Source organism: Achromobacter dolens (genome assembly GCF_902859745.1).
Lineage (GTDB): Bacteria > Pseudomonadota > Gammaproteobacteria > Burkholderiales > Burkholderiaceae_B > Achromobacter > Achromobacter dolens.
In genome coordinates this window covers 52,279-70,997 of the sequence record NZ_CADIJW010000030.1, presented here as the reverse complement: position 1 = coordinate 70,997, position 18,719 = coordinate 52,279, and the positions used below count along the sequence as shown (strand labels likewise).

General features: G+C 66.2%; 20 protein-coding genes. 6 read left to right on the top strand and 14 right to left on the bottom strand.

Annotation, left to right across the window (positions count from 1 at the left end; genetic code table 11):
* Both HV783_RS19480 and HV783_RS19475 read left to right on the top strand, forming a co-directional pair.
* Positions 1-487, top strand: a 487-nt coding sequence (locus HV783_RS19480; RefSeq protein ID WP_175189712.1) for a hypothetical protein, incomplete at its 5' end; no start/stop codon positions are given.
* A 138-nt stretch (positions 488-625) separates the two neighbouring features.
* Positions 626-1,120 carry a WG repeat-containing protein gene (locus tag HV783_RS19475; RefSeq protein WP_254603961.1) on the top strand — a complete coding sequence of 165 codons (495 nt, stop codon included), beginning with the start codon at positions 626-628 and terminating at the stop codon, positions 1,118-1,120.
* A gap of 49 nt (positions 1,121-1,169) precedes the next feature.
* On the opposite strand, the gene HV783_RS19470 is transcribed toward HV783_RS19475, so the two are convergent.
* From HV783_RS19470 to HV783_RS19445, 6 genes are all read right to left on the bottom strand, one after another.
* Entirely contained in the window at positions 1,170-1,439 is a 270-nt protein-coding gene (locus tag HV783_RS19470) for a hypothetical protein (RefSeq protein WP_175167256.1), read from the bottom strand.
* Complete coding sequence (locus tag HV783_RS19465; RefSeq protein ID WP_175189711.1) at positions 1,440-2,213, bottom strand: hypothetical protein; 774 nt, start codon at positions 2,211-2,213, stop codon at positions 1,440-1,442.
* A 73-nt stretch (positions 2,214-2,286) separates the two neighbouring features.
* A complete protein-coding gene (locus tag HV783_RS19460; RefSeq protein ID WP_054503694.1) occupies positions 2,287-3,768 on the bottom strand; it encodes a methylenetetrahydrofolate reductase C-terminal domain-containing protein in 1,482 nt (493 codons plus the stop codon).
* 77 nt (positions 3,769-3,845) lie between these two features.
* Complete coding sequence (locus tag HV783_RS19455) at positions 3,846-4,355, bottom strand: flavin reductase family protein (RefSeq protein WP_054503695.1); 510 nt, start codon at positions 4,353-4,355, stop codon at positions 3,846-3,848.
* Between the two features lie 107 nt (positions 4,356-4,462).
* Positions 4,463-5,491 carry a methionine synthase gene (locus HV783_RS19450; protein WP_175143653.1) on the bottom strand — a complete coding sequence of 343 codons (1,029 nt, stop codon included), beginning with the start codon at positions 5,489-5,491 and terminating at the stop codon, positions 4,463-4,465.
* A 25-nt stretch (positions 5,492-5,516) separates the two neighbouring features.
* Complete coding sequence (locus tag HV783_RS19445) at positions 5,517-6,500, bottom strand: DUF1852 domain-containing protein (protein WP_054503697.1); 984 nt, start codon at positions 6,498-6,500, stop codon at positions 5,517-5,519.
* Positions 6,501-6,777: 277 nt separating this feature from the next.
* Here HV783_RS19445 and HV783_RS19440 point away from each other — a divergent pair, with 277 nt between their 5' ends.
* Positions 6,778-7,563 (top strand): AraC family transcriptional regulator, encoded by a 786-nt coding sequence (locus tag HV783_RS19440; protein WP_175189710.1) that lies wholly within the window; start codon positions 6,778-6,780, stop codon positions 7,561-7,563.
* A 65-nt stretch (positions 7,564-7,628) separates the two neighbouring features.
* Positions 7,629-8,240 carry a GNAT family N-acetyltransferase gene (locus tag HV783_RS19435; RefSeq protein WP_049070667.1) on the top strand — a complete coding sequence of 204 codons (612 nt, stop codon included), beginning with the start codon at positions 7,629-7,631 and terminating at the stop codon, positions 8,238-8,240.
* 82 nt (positions 8,241-8,322) lie between these two features.
* Here HV783_RS19435 and glmS read toward each other — a convergent pair whose 3' ends face one another.
* Complete coding sequence (gene glmS / locus HV783_RS19430) at positions 8,323-10,155, bottom strand: glutamine--fructose-6-phosphate transaminase (isomerizing) (protein ID WP_064524576.1); 1,833 nt, start codon at positions 10,153-10,155, stop codon at positions 8,323-8,325.
* A 151-nt stretch (positions 10,156-10,306) separates the two neighbouring features.
* On the opposite strand from glmS, the gene HV783_RS19425 reads away from it, so the two are divergent.
* Positions 10,307-10,795: an Lrp/AsnC family transcriptional regulator gene (locus HV783_RS19425; protein WP_175189709.1), complete on the top strand. Its 489-nt coding sequence runs from the start codon at positions 10,307-10,309 to the stop codon at positions 10,793-10,795.
* A 27-nt stretch (positions 10,796-10,822) separates the two neighbouring features.
* Here the strand turns inward: HV783_RS19425 and HV783_RS19420 are convergent, their stop codons facing one another.
* The 6 genes from HV783_RS19420 to HV783_RS19395 form a co-directional block, all read right to left on the bottom strand.
* Complete coding sequence (locus HV783_RS19420; RefSeq protein WP_175189708.1) at positions 10,823-11,884, bottom strand: glycosyltransferase family 4 protein; 1,062 nt, start codon at positions 11,882-11,884, stop codon at positions 10,823-10,825.
* Positions 11,881-13,203, bottom strand: coding sequence for a UDP-glucose dehydrogenase family protein (locus tag HV783_RS19415; protein WP_054503702.1), 1,323 nt, complete (start codon positions 13,201-13,203; stop codon positions 11,881-11,883). Before HV783_RS19415 ends, HV783_RS19420 begins: the two co-directional genes overlap by 4 nt.
* 132 nt (positions 13,204-13,335) lie before the next feature.
* Entirely contained in the window at positions 13,336-14,736 is a 1,401-nt protein-coding gene (locus HV783_RS19410) for an MFS transporter (protein WP_054503703.1), read from the bottom strand.
* Positions 14,733-16,106 (bottom strand): bifunctional UDP-N-acetylglucosamine diphosphorylase/glucosamine-1-phosphate N-acetyltransferase GlmU, encoded by a 1,374-nt coding sequence (gene glmU, locus HV783_RS19405; RefSeq protein ID WP_175189707.1) that lies wholly within the window; start codon positions 16,104-16,106, stop codon positions 14,733-14,735. The genes HV783_RS19410 and glmU overlap by 4 nt, the downstream gene beginning before the upstream one ends.
* A 63-nt stretch (positions 16,107-16,169) precedes the next feature.
* Entirely contained in the window at positions 16,170-16,973 is an 804-nt protein-coding gene (locus tag HV783_RS19400) for a PhaM family polyhydroxyalkanoate granule multifunctional regulatory protein (protein WP_175189706.1), read from the bottom strand.
* A gap of 43 nt (positions 16,974-17,016) precedes the next feature.
* A complete protein-coding gene (locus tag HV783_RS19395) occupies positions 17,017-17,670 on the bottom strand; it encodes an outer membrane lipoprotein (protein ID WP_175189705.1) in 654 nt (217 codons plus the stop codon).
* A 131-nt stretch (positions 17,671-17,801) separates the two neighbouring features.
* Between HV783_RS19395 and HV783_RS19390 the strand changes: the two genes are divergently transcribed.
* Positions 17,802-18,023, top strand: coding sequence for a DUF3717 domain-containing protein (locus HV783_RS19390; protein ID WP_054503707.1), 222 nt, complete (start codon positions 17,802-17,804; stop codon positions 18,021-18,023).
* Between the two features lie 85 nt (positions 18,024-18,108).
* On the opposite strand, the gene HV783_RS19385 is transcribed toward HV783_RS19390, so the two are convergent.
* Positions 18,109-18,714 carry an SCO family protein gene (locus tag HV783_RS19385; protein WP_006388101.1) on the bottom strand — a complete coding sequence of 202 codons (606 nt, stop codon included), beginning with the start codon at positions 18,712-18,714 and terminating at the stop codon, positions 18,109-18,111.
* Between the last annotated feature and the right edge of the window lie 5 nt (positions 18,715-18,719).

Below are 18,719 nucleotides of genomic sequence, written 5' to 3'. Positions count from 1 at the left end.
CGTGGCGGCCTATGCCGCCGCCAGCGACACCGCCGTCGCGACCGCCGCCGACACGGCCGAAGCGGCGGATCCCGCCCCCGCGGCGCAAGCCGCGCCCCCGGCGCCGCGCGACGCCGCCAAGGACGTCTCGGTGCCCGGCGAGCAAGACAAACCCAATGCCGCCAGCGGCGACGACGACAAGTCGACGTCCGCCGCCGAATCCCGCCAGGAACGGCAGGTCGAGCAGAAGCGCCGCCAGGACGATGCCCAGGCGGTGCGCGACGCCATCCGCGCCATGAAGGAACTGCTCGCCATGCTCAAGAGCAAGCTGCGCATGCAGGACAAGGCCACCCAGAAACAGGTCGCCGAGGTGCAGGACGCCCTGGCCGACGCCGAAAAATCGGCCCATGCGATCGAAGGCGGCGGCCCGACCGGCGCCGGCCTGGACAGTGGCGGCGTGGGCGCCGCCAGCATGGAGGCCGGCGGCGGCATGACGGCGTCGGCCTGAGCGGCCGGCGGAATACCGCCACTCGCGGCGCCCGCGGTCGCCCCCTGACATTGCGCCCCGGCGGCGCGCACCCCGCGGCAAACGGCCTATGATGACGCTCCGTCCCTCTTGCCATGGCGGCCGCCGCCACCCACCGCGATGTCCCTCATCCGCCCGCTCCTGCTCATCCTGCTGGCCCTGCCGCTTCCGGCCATGGCCCAAGCAGACCTCGATGACACCGCCGCACAGGCCCGTGCCACCCTGAAGCAGCGGTCGCTGGAACCCGAATGGATAGACGAGTGCTTCCTTGCCAGCAATCCATTCCGCTACTGCATCTATCTCGATAAACAGGCCGGCGGATTCCGTGTCGCCGACGTGCAATTGCGCGAACCCTACCAGGTCTACCTGTTCGACAACGGGCCTGACTATCCACAGGACGGGCGCTACCGCATCCGCCTGAACGGCAAGATCGGCTATGCCGACGAAGAAACCGGCGCCATCGTCGTCGCCCCCGTCTACGACTGCGCCTTTCCGTTCAAGGACGGCAGGGCCAGCGTGGGCTTCGGCTGCAAGGAAGAAAGCGATGGCGAGCATCGCTGGTGGTCGGGCGGAAACTGGCAGGTCATTGATAAGAACGGAAAGACCGTCAAATAAGAACCCGGTTACACGCCCGCGCCTTCATGATCCGGCGCGCCCCACGACATCATCGCGTCCAGCAGAACCACCGCAGGCGCGCCTGCGAATCGTGCGCGTCCGGGTCGTCATGCTCGAACCCCACCTCCACCCCACCGGCGGTGGTCACAACGAAGTGGAACTCGATATCGCCACAGGCGGTGATCAACGGAAAGCAGCGCGGATCGTCCCGCCGATAGGCGCGGTCCAGATCGCTGGGGTTGTAGAGCTCGTCCGCCATGCCCAAGGCGACGAACACGGCTTCGGGCGTGTTCGGGCCGCGCGGCATCCGGCGCGGCAATCATTCCATCCGTAGCGTATCGATGGTCGTCGTCGTCCTGGCCCTGGGCGTCGTGCTCTCGACGACCAGCGCGACTCCAAGCTGACGCAGGAAGGCATAGCGCAGCTTGCGCACCGACAAACCGCTTTCATTGGTCTCCACGCAATCCAAATCGATGGCTTGCCCGGGAATTCGCTCATGCACTTGATTCGCGGGATAATCCGTGCCGCTGGCGCAGGCGAGCGTTTGCCTGGGCCCGGTTCGCCGCCCTTCCCATCCGCCCTCGCTCTCGAGCGTGAACCGGGCATTTTCCGGCGGATTGGCCAACACATCGCCCGGCCATTGCTGGATGTCGCGCGCCATCCAGCGCGGCGGCACCTGCGCGGCCTTGAATCCGCCGGCCTGATGGATCAGCAGCGCCAGGCTGCGATAGTTGAGCGCCAACACGTAGTTGACCGGCAGGCCATTGAGCTTGCCGATATAGATACTGCGCAACGTGCCGTCGTCGCGATCATTGTGGAACGTCAATTCGTACTCGCTGTCCACCGCGACGTGGTCGATGCCGACGGTATGCTGGGTGCCCGTCATGCGCAAGGCGCGAAACCCCATGGGCTGCGTGCCCGCCGCCGGCAGCCTGGCCCGCACCGCGGGCGGCAGGGCATCGGGCAACAGGGTGCGCGCGGTGTAGGCATCGGCATTGAGCGCGACTTCGCGGGTCGACACGGGTTGCGCGCAGCCCGCCAGCACGGTAACGGCGGCCAGCACGGCCAATCTGGAAATCGTCTCGATACGCATGGGATGGGCTCCACGTCAGGCAACAGGCAGGCAAACGCCAAGGCGTGGTGCATTCTGAGGGAGCGTCGAGGTATCAACCAGACTTTGGCAACGATTGGCAATCATTGCCCCGCGTCGGATCCTCCGGCTTGAACCATTCGGGCCACGAGCTGCGATGCCGGTCGCCCGCCTCGATACAGGGAATCAACGTCTGCGCCAGCGCAGGCAACCGATCCGCGGACTTGGCGATCCGATACTTGACGCTGTGCACGCATTCCCGGTCGCCGAATTCGCATCGATTGAGCCGGGTGCCGCCGCAGGGGCCGTTCGCCAGGCCTTTGGGACAGGTCTCGGGGCAGACGTAGAGTGTGTCCTGCAAGCGGCAGGTGCCACAGGTGTCACAACCCACCAGCGGCCGCTTGAATGTCCGTTCGACCGCGAGCAGCGCCCGCGCCGCCACGCCGGTCTTCCAGAACGGCCGCGTCACACTCCAGCCAAAGGCGCTGCCGAGCCATCCCGTGCGATCGAAGAGCTGTTCATGCACCGTGGAAAGCAGCGTATAGCGCAAACGCTCCCCGGGAGTGGCCGCGACATCGGACTGCCCCAGCTCCCACGCGTCAATGCCAGGGGCGAAGCCTGTCTGGGGCATCCCGGGCATCCGCCAACTCGCCTGCCATCGATCCATCCAGTCGGACAGCGAGGCCACCGCATCCCGTTGCTCGGCGATCGCCTGCTCCAGCAACAACAATTCGTCCAGCGTGTGCACTCCGGACAGATGCACACCGGCATAACCCATCCATTGCAGACCCACGATCTGCAGCGCCAGCCGCTCGAGGCTGCGCGCGCTGGCATCGGCGGGCGAAATCTCTTGCTCCCTGCCCAGCAATTCGCGCATGGCGTCGGTGATGACGATGCCGGGCACATCCTGCAACGCCGCCGCGCGCCTGTGGGTCAGCCGCATCACACAGGCCAGCATGGGTTTGACGCGGCCCTGGGCGCGCATCCAGGCCTGGGCTTCGAGATGCTTGGCGGCGTCGAAGCCCAGTTGCAGGGTCAGGAAATCCGCGCCGGCCAGCAGTTTCTTCTGCGCCTTCAGGTACTGCGCGGCGCCTTCTTCCTCACGGTATTTGAACGGGTTCAACGCCGCGCCCAGCAGCCAGTCCGGGCCGTGCTCGCGGGCAATCTGCAGCGCGGGCACCGACTCCAGATAGCGCACGGGCGCCCGTCCCGGATCATGGCCAGGCAGGCGGTCGCCACTGAGCAGCAGCAGTTGCGACAGGCCCCGCGCCTGCATCGCGTCCATCTGGCCCAGCAGGTCGGCGCGCGCGCGATCCTTGCCCGAGAAATGCAACAGCGATGAAGCCGGATCGCCCAGCGCCCCGGCCCCCTGCAGGGGGCTCAGGTCGGAATGCAGGCCGACGCGGTCGGCGAAGGCAGGCAGCAACGGCCAGCCGGCCAAGTGCCCGCGTTGCACGATACGCTCGAGCGCGGCCCGGCGCGCGGGAGACTGTTGAGGAATGATCTCCAGCACGCAGGCGAAGCGTCTCGCGTTCAACGCCTGTTTCAATGCACTCAAGACAGCTCGATACCAAGTCGTTCAGGGGCGCCGCGCCACCTCGCGCCGCAACGGATTCGGCCAGCGGCGATTGGCGCTCAAGCCGCGCCGTGCGCGGCGATGTTGCGATATTGCCCTTTGAAATACAGCAATGGCTGCGTGGCCGCCGCTTCCTGCAGATTCAGCGCCTTCACTTCGCCAATCACGATCACGTGGTCACCGGCGGCGTATTCCGCGTGGATCTCGCAATCGATCCAGTGCAGGCTGCCGGCAATGAGCGGATTGCCCAGCGGCGATTCCTTCCAGTCGATGCCGCGCCACTTGTCTGTGCCACGCCGGGCGAACTGGTTGGACACCTCGACTTGCGCATCCGACAGGATGTTCACGGCGAAGCGGCCCGCCTGGCGGATCTTGGGATAACTGGCCGAATTGGACATCACGCTGAACGACACCAGCGGCGGGCTCATCGACACGCTGTGGAACGACTGGCAGGTAAAGCCGATCGGCTCGCCATCGATGTGGGTGGTGACCACCGTGATACCGGACGCGTAGTGCCCGAGCGCTTCACGAAAGCGCAACGGCTCGATGGCGGGACTGGGGAGTGACATGGTAGGGACTGCCAAAACTGGCGACTGGGTGCAGCGCGAATGCTATGTAAGGCCTTGCGGGCAGGTCCGTCGCAAGCAGCTTGCGACGGCCATTTCCCGTCTCGAAATCAGTTCGAGAGTTCGTTGCGGACGATCTCCGCGCCTGCGCTCAGCGAGCTCAGCTTGGCGCGCGCGATCGCACGCGACAGCGGAGCCATGCCGCAGTTGGTGCACGGATAGAGCTTGTCGGCGTCCACGAACTGCAGCGCCTTGCGCAAGGTGTTGGCCACTTCCTCGGGCGTCTCGATGGTATTGCTCGCCACGTCAATGGCGCCCACCATCACCTTCTTGCCGCGAATCAGCTCAATGAGCTCCATCGGCACGTGGGAGTTGTGGCACTCCAGCGAAACGATGTCGATATTGGACTTCTGCAGCTTGGGGAAGGCTTCCTCGTATTGCCGCCATTCCGAACCCAGCGTCTTCTTCCAATCCGTATTGGCCTTGATGCCGTAGCCATAGCAGATGTGGACGGCGGTTTCGCACTTCAGCCCTTCGATGGCCCGTTCCAGCGTGGCGACGCCCCAGTCATTGACCTCGTCGAAAAAGACATTGAAGGCGGGCTCGTCGAACTGGATGATGTCGACGCCGGCCGCTTCCAGCTCCTTGGCTTCCTGGTTGAGGATCGTGGCGAATTCCCAAGCCAGCTTCTCGCGGCTCTTGTAGTGATCGTCATACAGCGTGTCGATCATCGTCATCGGACCGGGCAGGGCCCACTTGATCGGCTGCTTGGTCTGCTGGCGCAGGAACTTGGCATCCTCGACGAAGACCGGTTTCTTGCGCGCCACCGCGCCCACCACCGTCGGCACGCTCGCGTCATAGCGGTCGCGGATACGGACGGTCTTGCGGTTCTCGAAATCGACGCCGTCCAGGTGCTCGATGAACGTCGTCACGAAATGCTGGCGCGTCTGTTCGCCATCGCTGACGATGTCGATGCCCGCGTGCTGCTGTTCCTGCAGCGACAGGCGCAGGGCATCCTGTTTGCCCTCGATCAGTCCGCCATCCTGCAATTTCCAGGGCGACCACAGGGTCTCGGGCTCTGCCAGCCAGGAAGGTTTGGGCAGGCTGCCGGCGGTGGAGGTGGGAAGCAGTTTTTTCACAATAAGACCTGATGCTCTTTATTAATCAATGTGGGGTGGCCGCGGACCACTGCTCAAGAACCGTCTGATACGGCTTGATGAAGTTTTCCTCGACGAACTTGCCCTGCTCGACAGCCAGCCGGCTACGCTCTTCCCGATCGTAGACAATGCGGGTCAGGGAATAATCCTGGTGCTTCAGGCTCGGCTGGTAGGACTTCCCGGCAGCCGAGTTGGCGTTGTAGATCTCGGGCCGATAGATCTTCTGGAAGGTATCCATCGTGCTGATGGTGCTGATCAGCTCGAGATTGGTGTAATCGCCCAGCAGATCGCCGGTGAAATAGAACGCCAGCGGCGCGGCGCTGTTGGGCGGCATGAAGTAGCGCACCTTCATGCCCATTTTCTTGAAATACTCGTCCGTCAACGAATACTCGTCCTGCAGGTATTCGACGCCCAGCACGGGATGCTGGTTTTCGGTGCGCTGATAGACCTTGCTGCTCGAAACGCTCAGGCAGATGACGGGCGCCTTGTGGAAGTTTTCCTTATAGGTGCTCGAATTCACGAAGCTCTTGAAGAGCTTGCCGTGCAGGTCGCCAAAATTCTCCGGCGTGCTGAAGGCGGTCGTATTCTTGTTGTGCTCCAGCAGCAGCACGCTGAAGTCGTAATCCCGCACGTACGAGGAAAAGTTATTGCCTACGATGCCCTCGAAGCGTTCATTGGTATGCCGGTCGAAAATGCTCGTCTTCAGCACTTCGATCAGCGGCAGGCCGTTACCGCTGCTTTGGCCTTCGATATTCAATTCGACGGAAATGATCTCGAGCTTTACGGAATAGCGATCGCCCTTGGGATTATCCCAGTGCGCCAAGGCGTTGAAGCGATTGTCGATCATCCTGAGCGTATTGCGCAGATTCTCCTGACGGCTCTCCCCCCGGGCCAAATTGGCGAAGTTGGTCGTGATTCGCGTATTGTCCGCGGGACGATAATCCTCATCGAAACAAATGCTCTTGATGGCAAATGTAAACTCTTTACTCATTCTGATCCGGCGCTCAAATTTCTGACAAAAAGCTCGCGTCTATTTTCCGCCGTCATTTATTTCCAAATTTCTTCGGATTTTTGATTTGGCAGTCTTGACACTTTCAATATTGGAGCCGTATTTTATGTTGCGCCTTCCATGAATAAAAATGATTTTATTTGGATCAAATCATTAGTTCCGCTCATGCTGCGGCCGAGGCCGGGCGCCCCCATGCCAGCGGGACATGGTCCGGCAGGGCAACGTCCGGCCGCGCGGCGCGCCAGGGCGTCGCGCTAACATGGCCGTCATGGGGTCGTTCAATCGCCGTCAATTCACCGGTATCGAGGTCGCGCACATCGCGGACGGCACGCGCGGCTTTGCGCCCCATTTCCACGACGAATTCGTGATCAGCGTCAATGTGCGGGGCTGGGAAAAAATCACGCTCGACAGGAAATGCTTCGACGCCGCCGAGGGTGACGTCACGCTCTACAACCCGGCGCAGGTCCAAAGCTCCCATGTCATCAGTGAGTCGTGGCAATTCGCGAGCATGTATGTGGACCCGGCCGCCCTCCCGGTCCTGCTCGGCATCAACCCGGAAACCGTTTTCGACAAGCCCCTGCTGCAAGCGCCAGGCATTGCAGCCAGGCTGCGCGGCGCCATCCTGTCAGCGCTGAACCGGAACACGCCCGAGAGCGTGGCGCAGGAAGGGCTGGTCCACGTTTTCGACGAACTGTTGCAGATGGCGGGATCGGGCGGACCCGCGACATCCAGGCACGTGCCGGCGTCCATCGGCGGCATCGCCGACCGCCTGCGCGACGACCCTGCCTTGCCGACGCTGACGGACCTGGCGGCATCGGCGGGGATGACGCCCGTGCAGCTCGTTCGGGCCTTTTCCAGGGTCTATGGCATGCCCCCGCTGGCGTGGCGCTGGAACCAACGGGTTGCCGAAGCGCGCAAGAGAATCGCCCAAGGCGAGAACATTGCGGCGGTGGCGCTGGACCTGGGATTTGCCGACCAGTCCCACCTGACGCGCAGGTTCCGGGCCGTCGTCGGCGTCCCGCCCGGCCAATGGCGCGACGGCTGAAATAGCGTTCAAGACAGGGCCGCGCGCCCGAGGGCATAGTGCTGCCGTTACTGAACGAGCAGACTATGACCGCCGCCTCTTCGCCCATCCCCATCGGCTACACCGCCATCCCCCGCGGACACATTGCCAGTGTCGTCACCGACCTCGAAATGCTGTCCAGGCCCGACTTGCCCGGCGCTTCCTTGCCCCAAGGTTTCGAGCTGGCCCCGGTTGCCGAAATCGGCCTGGATGCCTACCGCGCGCTGTTCCGCAAGGTCGGGGCCGACTGGCTGTGGTTTTCGCGCCTTTTCATGGAGGACGGCGAGTTGGCCGCCATCCTCGCGCACCCCGACGTCGACATCCACATTGTCCGGAACGGACTTGGGGACGTTGGCATTCTGGAGTTGGACTTCCGCACGGAAGGGGAATGCGAGTTGGCGTTCCTGGGGCTCACCGCGGACTGCACGGGCCGGGGCGTGGGCCGCGCGCTGATGAGCAAGGCAGTGGAACTGGCCTGGGCGCGGCCCATCACCCGGATGTGGGTCCACACCTGCACCTACGACCATCCTTCGGCACTGCGCTTCTACATGAAAGCGGGCTTCACACCGTACGCAATCCGGGTGGAAGTGCAGAGAGATCCGAGGTTGAGCGGCGACTTGCCGAAAACTGCCGCCGCGCACGTCCCGATTATCGACTAGCCGCCGGGGCCGGCTCGGGTCGGCGCCGACCGGCAATGGAAAGGGGCCGCCACGGCGGCGGCCCCGCGTCCTCGCCGCGATATCACTCCACCGTCACGCTCTTGGCCAGGTTGCGCGGCTTGTCCACATCGGTGCCGCGGGCGCAGGCCGTGTGGTACGACAGCAGTTGCAGCGGCACCGTGTGCAGGATCGGCGACAGCTTGCCGTAGTGCTCGGGCATGCGGATCACGTGCATGCCTTCGGCGCTCTGGATCTTGCTGTCGGCGTCGGCGAACACGTACAGCTCGCCGCCGCGCGCGCGCACTTCCTGCATGTTGGACTTCAGCTTTTCCAGCAGCTCGTCCTTGGGCGCGATGGTGACAACGGGCATGTGCTCGGTCACCAGGGCCAGCGGGCCGTGCTTGAGTTCGCCGGCCGGGTAGGCCTCGGCGTGGATGTAGCTGATTTCCTTGAGCTTGAGCGCGCCTTCCAGCGCGATCGGGTAATGCATGCCGCGGCCCAGGAACAGCGCGTTTTCCTTCGAGGCAAAGCGGTCGGCCCAGGCCATGATCTGCGGTTCCAGCGCCAGCACCGAACCGATGGCCACGGGCAGGTGGCGCAGCGCCTTCAGGTGTTCGGCCTCCTGCTCGTCGGTGAGGCGGCCGCGCACCTGCGCCAGCGCCAGCGTCAGCAGGAACAGCGCGGTCAACTGCGTGGTGAAGGCCTTGGTCGAGGCCACGCCGATTTCGACGCCGGCGCGGGTGATGTACGACAGCTTGCACTCGCGCACCATGGCGCTGGTGGACACGTTGCAGATGGTCAGCGTGTTTTCCATGCCCAGCGAGCGGGCGTGCTTGAGCGCGGCCAGGGTGTCGGCGGTTTCGCCCGACTGGGAGATCGTGACGACCAGCGAACGCGGGTTCGGCACGCTGTCGCGGTAGCGGTATTCGCTGGCGATTTCGACGGCCACGGGGATCTTGGCGATCGATTCGATCCAATACTTGGCGGTCAGGCCGGCGTAATAGCTGGTGCCGCACGCCAGGATCAAGAGCGAATCGATGTCCTTGAAGATCTTGTAGGCGTCATCGCCGAACAGCTCGGGCGTGATGGACTCGATGTCCTGCAGCGTGTCGCCGACGGCGCGCGGCTGCTCGAAGATCTCTTTCTGCATGTAGTGGCGATAGGGGCCGAGCTCGGCCGCGCCCGTATGCACGTGCACCGTGTGCACTTCGCGCTTCACATCCTTGCCATTGGCGTCCACGATCCAGACGCGCGCCAGTTGCAGATCGACGACGTCGCCGTCTTCCAGGTAGATGATCTGGTCGGTGGTGCCGGCCAGCGCCAGCGCATCCGATGCCAGGAAATTCTCGTTCTGGCCCACGCCCACCACCAGCGGCGAACCCTGCCGCGCGCCGACCACGCGGTGCGGCTCGTCGCGGCAGAACACGGCGATGGCGTAGGCGCCGTGCAGGCGGCGCACGGCGTTCTGCACGGCCTCGAACAGGTCGCCGGCGTACAGATGGTTGACCAGGTGCGCGATCACTTCGGTGTCGGTCTGGCTTTCGAAGACGTAGCCCACGGCCTGCAGCTCGGCGCGCAGTTCGTCGTGGTTCTCGATGATGCCGTTGTGCACCAGCGCGATGCGCGGTTCGTCGTTGCCCAGGCGCGAGAAGTGCGGATGAGCATTGTGCGTGGCCGGCACGCCGTGCGTGGCCCAGCGGGTGTGGGCAATGCCGGTGAAGCCTTGCAGATGGTCCTGCGCGACCTGCTCGGCCAGCTCGGCCACGCGCTGGGTGCTGCGCGTGCGGCGCAGGTGGCCGTCGGCGTACACGGCGACGCCGCAGGAGTCATAGCCGCGGTATTCCAGCCGCTTCAGGCCTTCGACCAGGATCGGGGTGATGTCGCGCTGGGCGACGGCGCCAACAATGCCGCACATAGGAGAGACTCCTGAAAGTTCGAGTACGGAACGCATTGTGCGCGTCCCGACAAGAAATTTGATTTCTTTATCTGGTCATATTTGACAGTTTATTCACTTACATATTTGTGATTAAATAATATTTCATAAATAATCCATTCATGAATTAATCATGCAAAACCAGCCGATGACCCTGCCGGAATTGGACGATCTGGACCTGCGCATCCTGGAACAGTTGCAAGACGACAACTCGCTGACCAACCAGGAGCTGGCCGCGCGCGTGCACGCCTCGCCGCCGACCTGCCTGCGGCGGGTGCGGCGCCTGGTGGAAGAAGGCGTGATCGCGCGCCAGGTGGCCATCCTGGCGGCCGGGAAGCTGGGCAGCACGCTGACGGCCATCGTCGAGATCACGCTGGACGTGCAGGCGGCCGAAAGCCTGGACGCCTTCGAACAGATCATGTTGGCGGAACCGGCGGTGCTGCAGTGCTACCGCGTGTCGCCGGGGCCGGACTTCGTGGTGATCGCGCAGGTCAAGGACATGCCGGCCTATCACGCGCTGGCGCACCGCGCCTTCACCGCGCACGCCAACGTGCGCAACGTGCGCACGTTCTTCTCGGTGCACCGCGCCAAGTTCGAGACCCGTATCGATCCGCGCGGATAGGAGCCGGGCGGTCGGGCCGCGACGCCGCTAGCGCGCCGCCAGCAGCCGCTCGAACTGCGCCAGATAGCGATTGCCCATCTTCTGCACGTCGTGCTCGTCGCGCACGTACTGATACGCGCGCTCGGTGATCTCCTGGCGGAACGCGGCATCATCCAGGCAACGCGCCATGCCCTGGGCCATGGCATGGAAATCGGCCACCGCGCACAGCACGCCGCGCCCGTCGGCCAGGCTTTCCTTCAAGCCGCCAGCGTCAGTGGACACCACCGGCACCCGCTGCAGGAAGGCGTCCAGCACGCTGCTGCCCAGCGCCTCTTCCTCGGAACTCATGACGAACACGTCGAGGATGCTGTAGAAATCCTCTACGCCCTTGCGAAAGCCCGCGAAACGGTAGACGTCCTCGACGCCCAGCGCGCGCGCCTCGTCGCGCGCCTGCTGTTCGCGGTCGCCGCCGGCGCCGAAATGCAGGAAGACGAAATCGCGCCGCGTCCTGGCCAGTTCGGCCACCGCGCGCACCAGCGTCACCGGGTCCTTGTCGCGGATCAGCGCGGCCGACGTGGCCATGACCTTCTTGCCTTCCAGATCGAACTCGCGCACCAGCGCGGCGACGTTCTCCTGGTTGATCTGGTGCGGCTCGACCGCGCTGCGGATGATGACCGGGTCCAGCCCCAGGCGCCGCGGCTCGCTCGCGGCCATGTCGCTGATCGCCACGAACAGGTCGGTGTGGCGCCACTTGAAGCCGGTCTTCCATTCCTCGTTGGGCTTGACCACGAACGAGGTGCGGCGCGAAAACGCCACCGGGCGCCGGTGCAGCCACTTGGTCAGCACCGCCCAGGTGATGGTGTTGGCGGTCTGGGCGTGGATGATGTCGTAGCCGCTGCCCGCGCGCGCCAGGAACGCCAGTTGCGCCGGCACGTTGCGGACGGTGTGCGCCACGAAGCCCTCCTGGCGCACGCGCTCGGCCAGCGGGCCGCCTTCGCGGCACAGCACTTCGACCTGGTGGCCGGCGTTGCGAAACGCGCGCATGCAGTACAGCGTCTGGCGTTCGCCCCCGCGCCAACCCTTTTCGAAGTTGAGCTGCAGGATCTTCATGCGCGGCCGATGCCCGAGTACTCAAAGCCCTGCGCGCGCACGTCGGCCGGCGTGTAGAGATTGCGGCCGTCGATGATCAGCGGCGTCTTGAGCAGCGCCTTGACGCGGTCGAAGTCAGGCGCGCGGAAGACCTTCCACTCGGTGGCGATCAGCAGCGCGTCGGCGCCGTCCAGCGCATCGTACATGTCGGTGGCGAAGCTCACGCCGGGTTTGCCATCGAGGACGCGGGCGGCCTCGTGCATGGCCACCGGATCGTAGGCGCGCACGGTGGCGCCGCGGCGCGTCAGCTCGGCGATCACGGTCAGGCTGGGCGCCTCGCGCATGTCATCGGTATTGGGCTTGAAAGACAGGCCCCACAGCGCGATCCTGCGGCCGCTCAGGTCCTCGCCGTAGCGGGCCACCAGCTTCTCCGACAGGCGGAACTTCTGCGCGTGGTTGGCAGCCTCGGCCGCCTCGATGACGCGCATCGGCAGCGCATTCTCGGCGGCGGTGTTGACCAGCGCCTGCACGTCCTTGGGGAAACACGAACCGCCATAGCCGGCGCCCGGATAGAGGAAGTGATAGCCGATGCGCGGATCGGCGCCGATGCCGCGGCGCACCTGCTCGATGTCGGCGCCCAGCGCCTCGGCCAGGTTGGCCATCTCGTTCATGAACGAGATGCGGGTGGCCAGCATGGCGTTGGCGGCGTACTTGGTCAGCTCGGCCGAGCGCACGTCCATCACCATCAGGCGATCGTGGGTGCGCTGGAACGGCTCGTAGATGCGGCGCATGACGCCGATGGTGTAGTCGTCGTCGGCGCCGACGATGACCCGGTCCGGGCTCATGAAATCGTTGATCGCAGCGCCTTCCTTCAGGAATTCCGGGTTGGAGGCGACGCTGAACGGCACCTCGACGCCGCGCCTGGCCAATTCCTCGGCCACCGCGGCGCGCACCTTGTCGGCGGTGCCGACCGGCACGGTGGACTTGTCCACGATCAGCTTGCGGGTGGTCATGTGGCGGGCGATGTTGCGGGCCGCGGCCAACACGTACTTCAGGTCGGCCGAGCCGTCCTCGCCCGGCGGCGTGCCGACGGCGATGAACTGCACGTCGCCGAAGGCCACGCTCTGGGCCACGTCGTCGGTGAAATGCAGGCGGCCGGCCTGCACGTTGCGCCGCACCAGGTCTTCCAGGCCGGGCTCATAGATGGGGATCCCGCCCTGACGCAGCAGGGCGATCTTGGCCGCGTCCACGTCCAGGCACATGACGTCGTTGCCCATGTCGGCCAGGCACGCTCCCGACACCAACCCTACGTAACCGGTACCCACGACCGTGATCTTCATGCCTGAACGCCTTAAAAATAGGTAATCGTCGCGCCGGGACGAACCGTCACCGCGCCGGCCGCCATTATAGAAGCCGTGCGGCCCACGGGTTTGGCGGCGGCCGGCGGTCCCGCGCCGCCTCCGCCCCGGCCGCTATGGTTCCGACGGCGCCCGCAGCTTGCTGAACCGCACGGTGTTCACGACAACCGCCAGGCCGGCGCAGATCGTGCCCAGCACCAGCGCCAGCCCGGGGCCGTGCGCTGCGCTGACGCTGAAGGCGATCGCCACCAGCGCGGTGCCGAAGCTCTGCCCGAACACCCGGGTGGTGGCTTGCAGGCCGCCTGCCGCGCCGCTGCGGGCGCGCGGCGCGGCCGACAGCATGGCGCGGTTGTTGGGCGTCTGGAAGAAGCCGAAGCCCACGCCGGCCACGAACATGCCGGCAATGATCGGCACGTTGCCCACGGCCGCCGGCAGCGCCGCCAGCCACAGCATGCCCGCCACCATGGTGGCCGCGCCGACGCCGCTCAGGGTGGCGGCGGAGTAACGGTCCGACAGGCGGCCCGCCACCGGCGCGATCAGCGCCGTGCCCACCGGCCAGGCGCCCATCAGCAGGCCGACCTCGAGATAAGGCCGGCCCAGCACCTGCTGGAAATAGAACGGCAGCGACACATACGACGCCATCTGCGCCGCGAAGGTGCAGGCCGACGCGCCCACCGCGAATGCCAGCGGCCGGATGCGCAGCAGGTCGACCGGCACCAGCGGCGCGGGCTGGCGGCTGGCGCGGCGCACCAGCACCAGGCCGGCCACGGCCGCGATCGCCACCAGGCCGATGCCGCGCAGCAGGTCCTGGCCCATCATGTCGATGCCGGAGATGAACACGCCCAGCGTTGCCATGCAGAGCAGGGCGCTGATCCAGTCCAGCTTGACGTCGTTGCGCGGCACCTCAGGCAGATGGCGCAGGCCGAACATGGCCAGCACGCAGATCGGCAGATTGACCGCGAAGATCCACGGCCAAGGCGCCACCGACAGGATCGCCGAGCCGATGGTCGGCCCCAGCACCGACATCACCGCCACCGTGGTGGCGTTCAGGCTGATTCCGCGGCCCAGCATCTTGAGCGGATAGATATTGCGCACCAGGCCGCCGAACAGGCACATCAGCGTTGCGGCACCCACGCCCTGGAATACCCGCGCCGCCGTCAGTTGCACCAGCGAGCCGGCCAGCGCGCAGCCCAGCGAGGCCAGCGTGAACAGCACCAAGCCGAAAGTGAACATGCGGCGAAAGCCGATGCGCTCGGCCAGCGCCGACAGCGGCAGCAGCATCATCACCACCGCCAGGTTGTAGGCATTGACCACCCACACCGCCTGCGCCGGTGACGCGTTCAGGTCGGCCGCGATGGTCGGCAGGGCGACGTTGGCGATGGTGGTGTCCAGCACTGACAGGCTGATGCCTGTCATGACGGTCGCCGCGGCCCAGTAGCGGCGCGGGACCGGCAGGCCGTCCGGCGCGGCGGGCTTGGCGCCGCCGGCCGGGGTTTGCGACGCCGGCGGCGTCACGACTTCTTGACCGGCCGTTGCCAACCGTCGATGGTGAGCTGCTTGACGCGCGACACCGTCAGTTTCTCGGCCGGCGCATCGCGGGTCAGCGTGGTGCCAGCGCCCAGCGTCGCGCCGCGGCCCACGCGCACCGGGGCCACCAGTTGCGTATCCGAGCCGATGAAGGCGTCGTCCTCGATGACGGTGCGGTGCTTGTTGACGCCGTCGTAGTTGCAGGTGATGGTGCCCGCCCCCACGTTCACGCGCGCGCCGATATCGGCATCGCCGATGTAGGCGAGGTGGTTGGCCTTGCTGTCGGCGCCCAGCACGCTCTTCTTGATCTCGACGAAGTTGCCCACATGGGTGCGGTCGCCCAGCTCGGCGCCCGGACGCAGGCGCGCATACGGGCCGATGCGCGCGTCGCCGCCCACCTGGGCCTGCTGCAGATGGCTGAAAGCCTCGATCTGCGTGCCCGCGCCGATGCTCACATCGCGCAGCACGCAATGCGGGCCGACGCGCACCCCGTCGGCCAGCGTCACGCGGCCCTCGAACACGCAGCCCACGTCGATGAAGACATCACGACCGCAAGTCAGCGTGCCGCGCACATCGAAACGCGCGGGGTCGGCCAGCGTCACGCCTGCCTCGAGCTGGCGACGCGCCTGCTCGGCCTGCCAGCGGCGCTCCAGTTCGGCCTGCTGCACGCGGCTGTTCACGCCCAGCGTCTCCCACGAGGCGCCCGGCTGGGCCGCGCCCACCGGCACACCATCGACCACGGCCAGGCCGACCACGTCGGTCAGGTAGTACTCGCCCTGGGCATTGTTGTTGTCGATGCGCGAGAGCCAGTCCTTGAGCCGGGCAGTCGGCGCGGCCAGGATGCCGGTGTTCACTTCCTTGATGGCGCGCTCGGCTTCGGAGGCATCCTTGTGCTCGACGATACGGCAGACATTGCCGCCGGCGTCGCGCACGATTCGTCCATAACCGGTGGAATCGGCCAGCACTTCCGTCAGCACCGCGGCGCCGGCGCCACGCGCCTGCAGCAGGCGGCGCAACGTCTCGGGTTGCACCAGCGGCACGTCGCCGTACAGCACCAGCGTCACGTCGTCCTCGCCGTCGCCTTCGCGCAGCAGCGGCACGGCCTGCTGGACCGCGTGGCCGGTGCCTTGCTGCGGCTGCTGCAACGCGAATTGCAGATCGTCCTGGCCCGCGAAAGCCTGCTTGACGCGGTCGGCGCCATGGCCGACCACCACGATGACGCGGGCCGGCTCGAGCTGGCGGGCGCTGTCCAGCACGTGTGCCAGCATCGGTTTGCCGGCCAGGGTATGCAGCACCTTGGGCAGGTCGGACTGCATGCGCTTGCCGAGTCCGGCGGCGAGAATCACTACATTAAGCATAGGTTCCGGTATTTGAATGCGCCCGCTACCGCCATCCGGCGGTCCGGGACGGGATTGAAAAAATCAGGGCTTGCCGTCGGCAGGCCCGTTGTTCTTGGTGGCCGACTTGGTGGCCGTCTTGGCCGCCGGCTTGCGCGCGGCCTTGCGAGCGGGCTTGGCGACCGTCTTGGCGGCCTTGGCCGCCGGGGCGGCCGCGGCTTGCGGGCCGCCCGGCTTGGCCTTGGACTTGTCGGCCTCGGGCGCCGGCTGGCTGCCCGGCATCGATGCGGCCGTGGCCGCCGCGATCTGGTTGAACTGCTGTTGCAGCAGATCCCACCAGGCCTTGGAGGCCGATTGCGCCGCCGCGCCCATCTGCTCGCTCATGCCGGGCTGGGCGCCAGCCGCGCCGCCCTCGGCCTCGGACGCCTTGGCCTCGGCCTTCGCGGCGTCGGCGGCATCTTGCGACGCGCCTTTCGACGTGTTCCTGGCGACCGGCGCGGGTTTCAGGCCCAGCACCACTTCCAGCGGCGACGCCGCGCCGCTTTCGCGCACCGCGCCCAGGTCCAGATTGGCGGCCGAGTCGACAAAGGCGCGCAACGTGCTGATGGTGGAGCGCTGCACTTCCATGCCCTGGATCGTGCTGGACAGCATCGACAGGTTCATGCGCAGCCAGTTTTCGACCGAGCGCAGTTCGGTGATACGGCGGTCCAGGTCTTCCAGGTTCATGGGCGGCGCCATCGGCAGGCTGCTCGCCAGCCCGCCCGGCCCGGTCAGGCCGGCCCAGGCCTGGCGCATCATTTCCATGCTGGCCAGCAGCGGATTGCCCGACAGGTCGGAATTCTGGCCCATGCCGGGCAGGACGAACGGGTTGCTGTGTTGGTCGCTCATTCCTGTCTTCCCATAGATCGCAAAGCGCCGCCGGCCTGACTGGTCACCCCGGCAGCAGCTGATTATTCTCCACGCGCACATGGTCGCCGGACGCAAACGCGAACGGTTGCGCGCTGCGGAACTGCCGCGTGCTGCCGTCGTTCATGCGAACCGTGAGCTCATAGTGCGTCACCGTTTGTTGCTGCCTGATATTACGCTCAACTTCACGGCCTGCCAAAGCGCCGCCCACCGCGCCCAGCACGGTCAGCGCCGTCTTGCCGTTGCCGCCGCCGAACTGGTTGCCGACCACGCCCCCGGCGACGCCGCCGGCGATCGTGCCGACCAGGTGGTCGCTATTGTCCTTGACCGGCACCTGCACCTGGCGAATGGTTTCCACCACGCCGCAGGTGCGGCAGGCCTGTGCCGCCGGCGCGGGAGCGGGCGCCGGCGCGGGACGGCCCTGGGCCTGGGCCTGTGGTCGTGCGCCCGGGGCTTGCGGCTGGGCGGGCGCGGGCTGCGCCGGAGCCAGGTTGGCGGCCTCGGGTCCGGCCTGCGCGAGCGCCGGGTCCTCGGCGTGCGGCGTGGCCGATGGCGTCGGCAGCCAGCCCATCACGGCGGCGACACCGACCGAGCACATGACGATCACCGCGATGGCGGCGGCCGCGACCAGCGGATGCAGGCCGCGGCGGGAAGATTCGGTTGGGACGGGGTAATTCATGACGATGCTCCATCGTTACTAACCGGCAGTGGTATAGCACCCGGATGCGGTTTCGGCATGTTGCGATGGTGACGCTTCATTGCTGCGCCAGGGCGGGTGCACAGCCCGCGGCATTCGTGGACAATAGGACCATGAATGCCATCACCTTGCCTCAGATCGAAGCGGCCATCAACTATTGGCGCAATGTGTCGCCGTCGACCGGCGACGAATCACGCCTGTGCCCCGAAGCCGCCGCGCTGGCCGCCCCCTATGCCCTGATGATCATGTCGCACCGCCGCGAAATCCCCGCCGCCGAACTCAGCGACCAGGCCCGTGCCGCGCTGTCCGGCTGGACGGCGGCGGGCGGCGTGTAAAGCCGGCCGGCACGCGCCAGGCCTGGGATAAGCAGCCGGTGCGCCGCGGACCGCCTGAGGGCGGACCAGGCAAGCGCGTCCCGGATCAGCCCTTGAGCAGGGCCTGGATATCGTGCACCAGGGCGTCGACCCCGATGTTGTTGTTGGCCAGCACGCGCGATTCGCCCTTGCCGTCCAGCAGGTAGAAAGCCGCGGTGTGGTCCATGGTGTAGTTGCCGTCCTTGGTCGGCGCCTTGGCGTAATAGGCCTTGAACGAGGCCGCCGCCTTCTTCACCTGGTCGGGCGTGCCGGTCAAACCCAGAAAACGCGGGTCGAACGCGGTTACGTATTGCTTGAGCACTTCCGGCGTGTCGCGCTCGGGATCCACCGTGATCAACAGCACCTGGACGCGCTCGGCGTCCGGGCCCAGCTTTTTCATGACCTCCGTCAGCTCGGCCAGCGAGGTCGGGCAGACATCCGGGCACTGCGTGAAGCCGAAGAACACCACCACCGCCTTGCCGGCGAAGTCCTGCAGCGTGCGCGTCTTGCCGTTGTAGTCCGACAGCTCCAGGCCGCGGCCCAGTTGGGTGCCGCTGATGTCGCTGCCCTTGAACTGCGGAGCGTTGTCGCCGCAGGCGGCCAGGGCGACGGTGAAAGCGGCGGCCGTGGCCAGGCGCAGGGCCAGGCGCCGGCTGGCGGAAAATACGGACATCGACT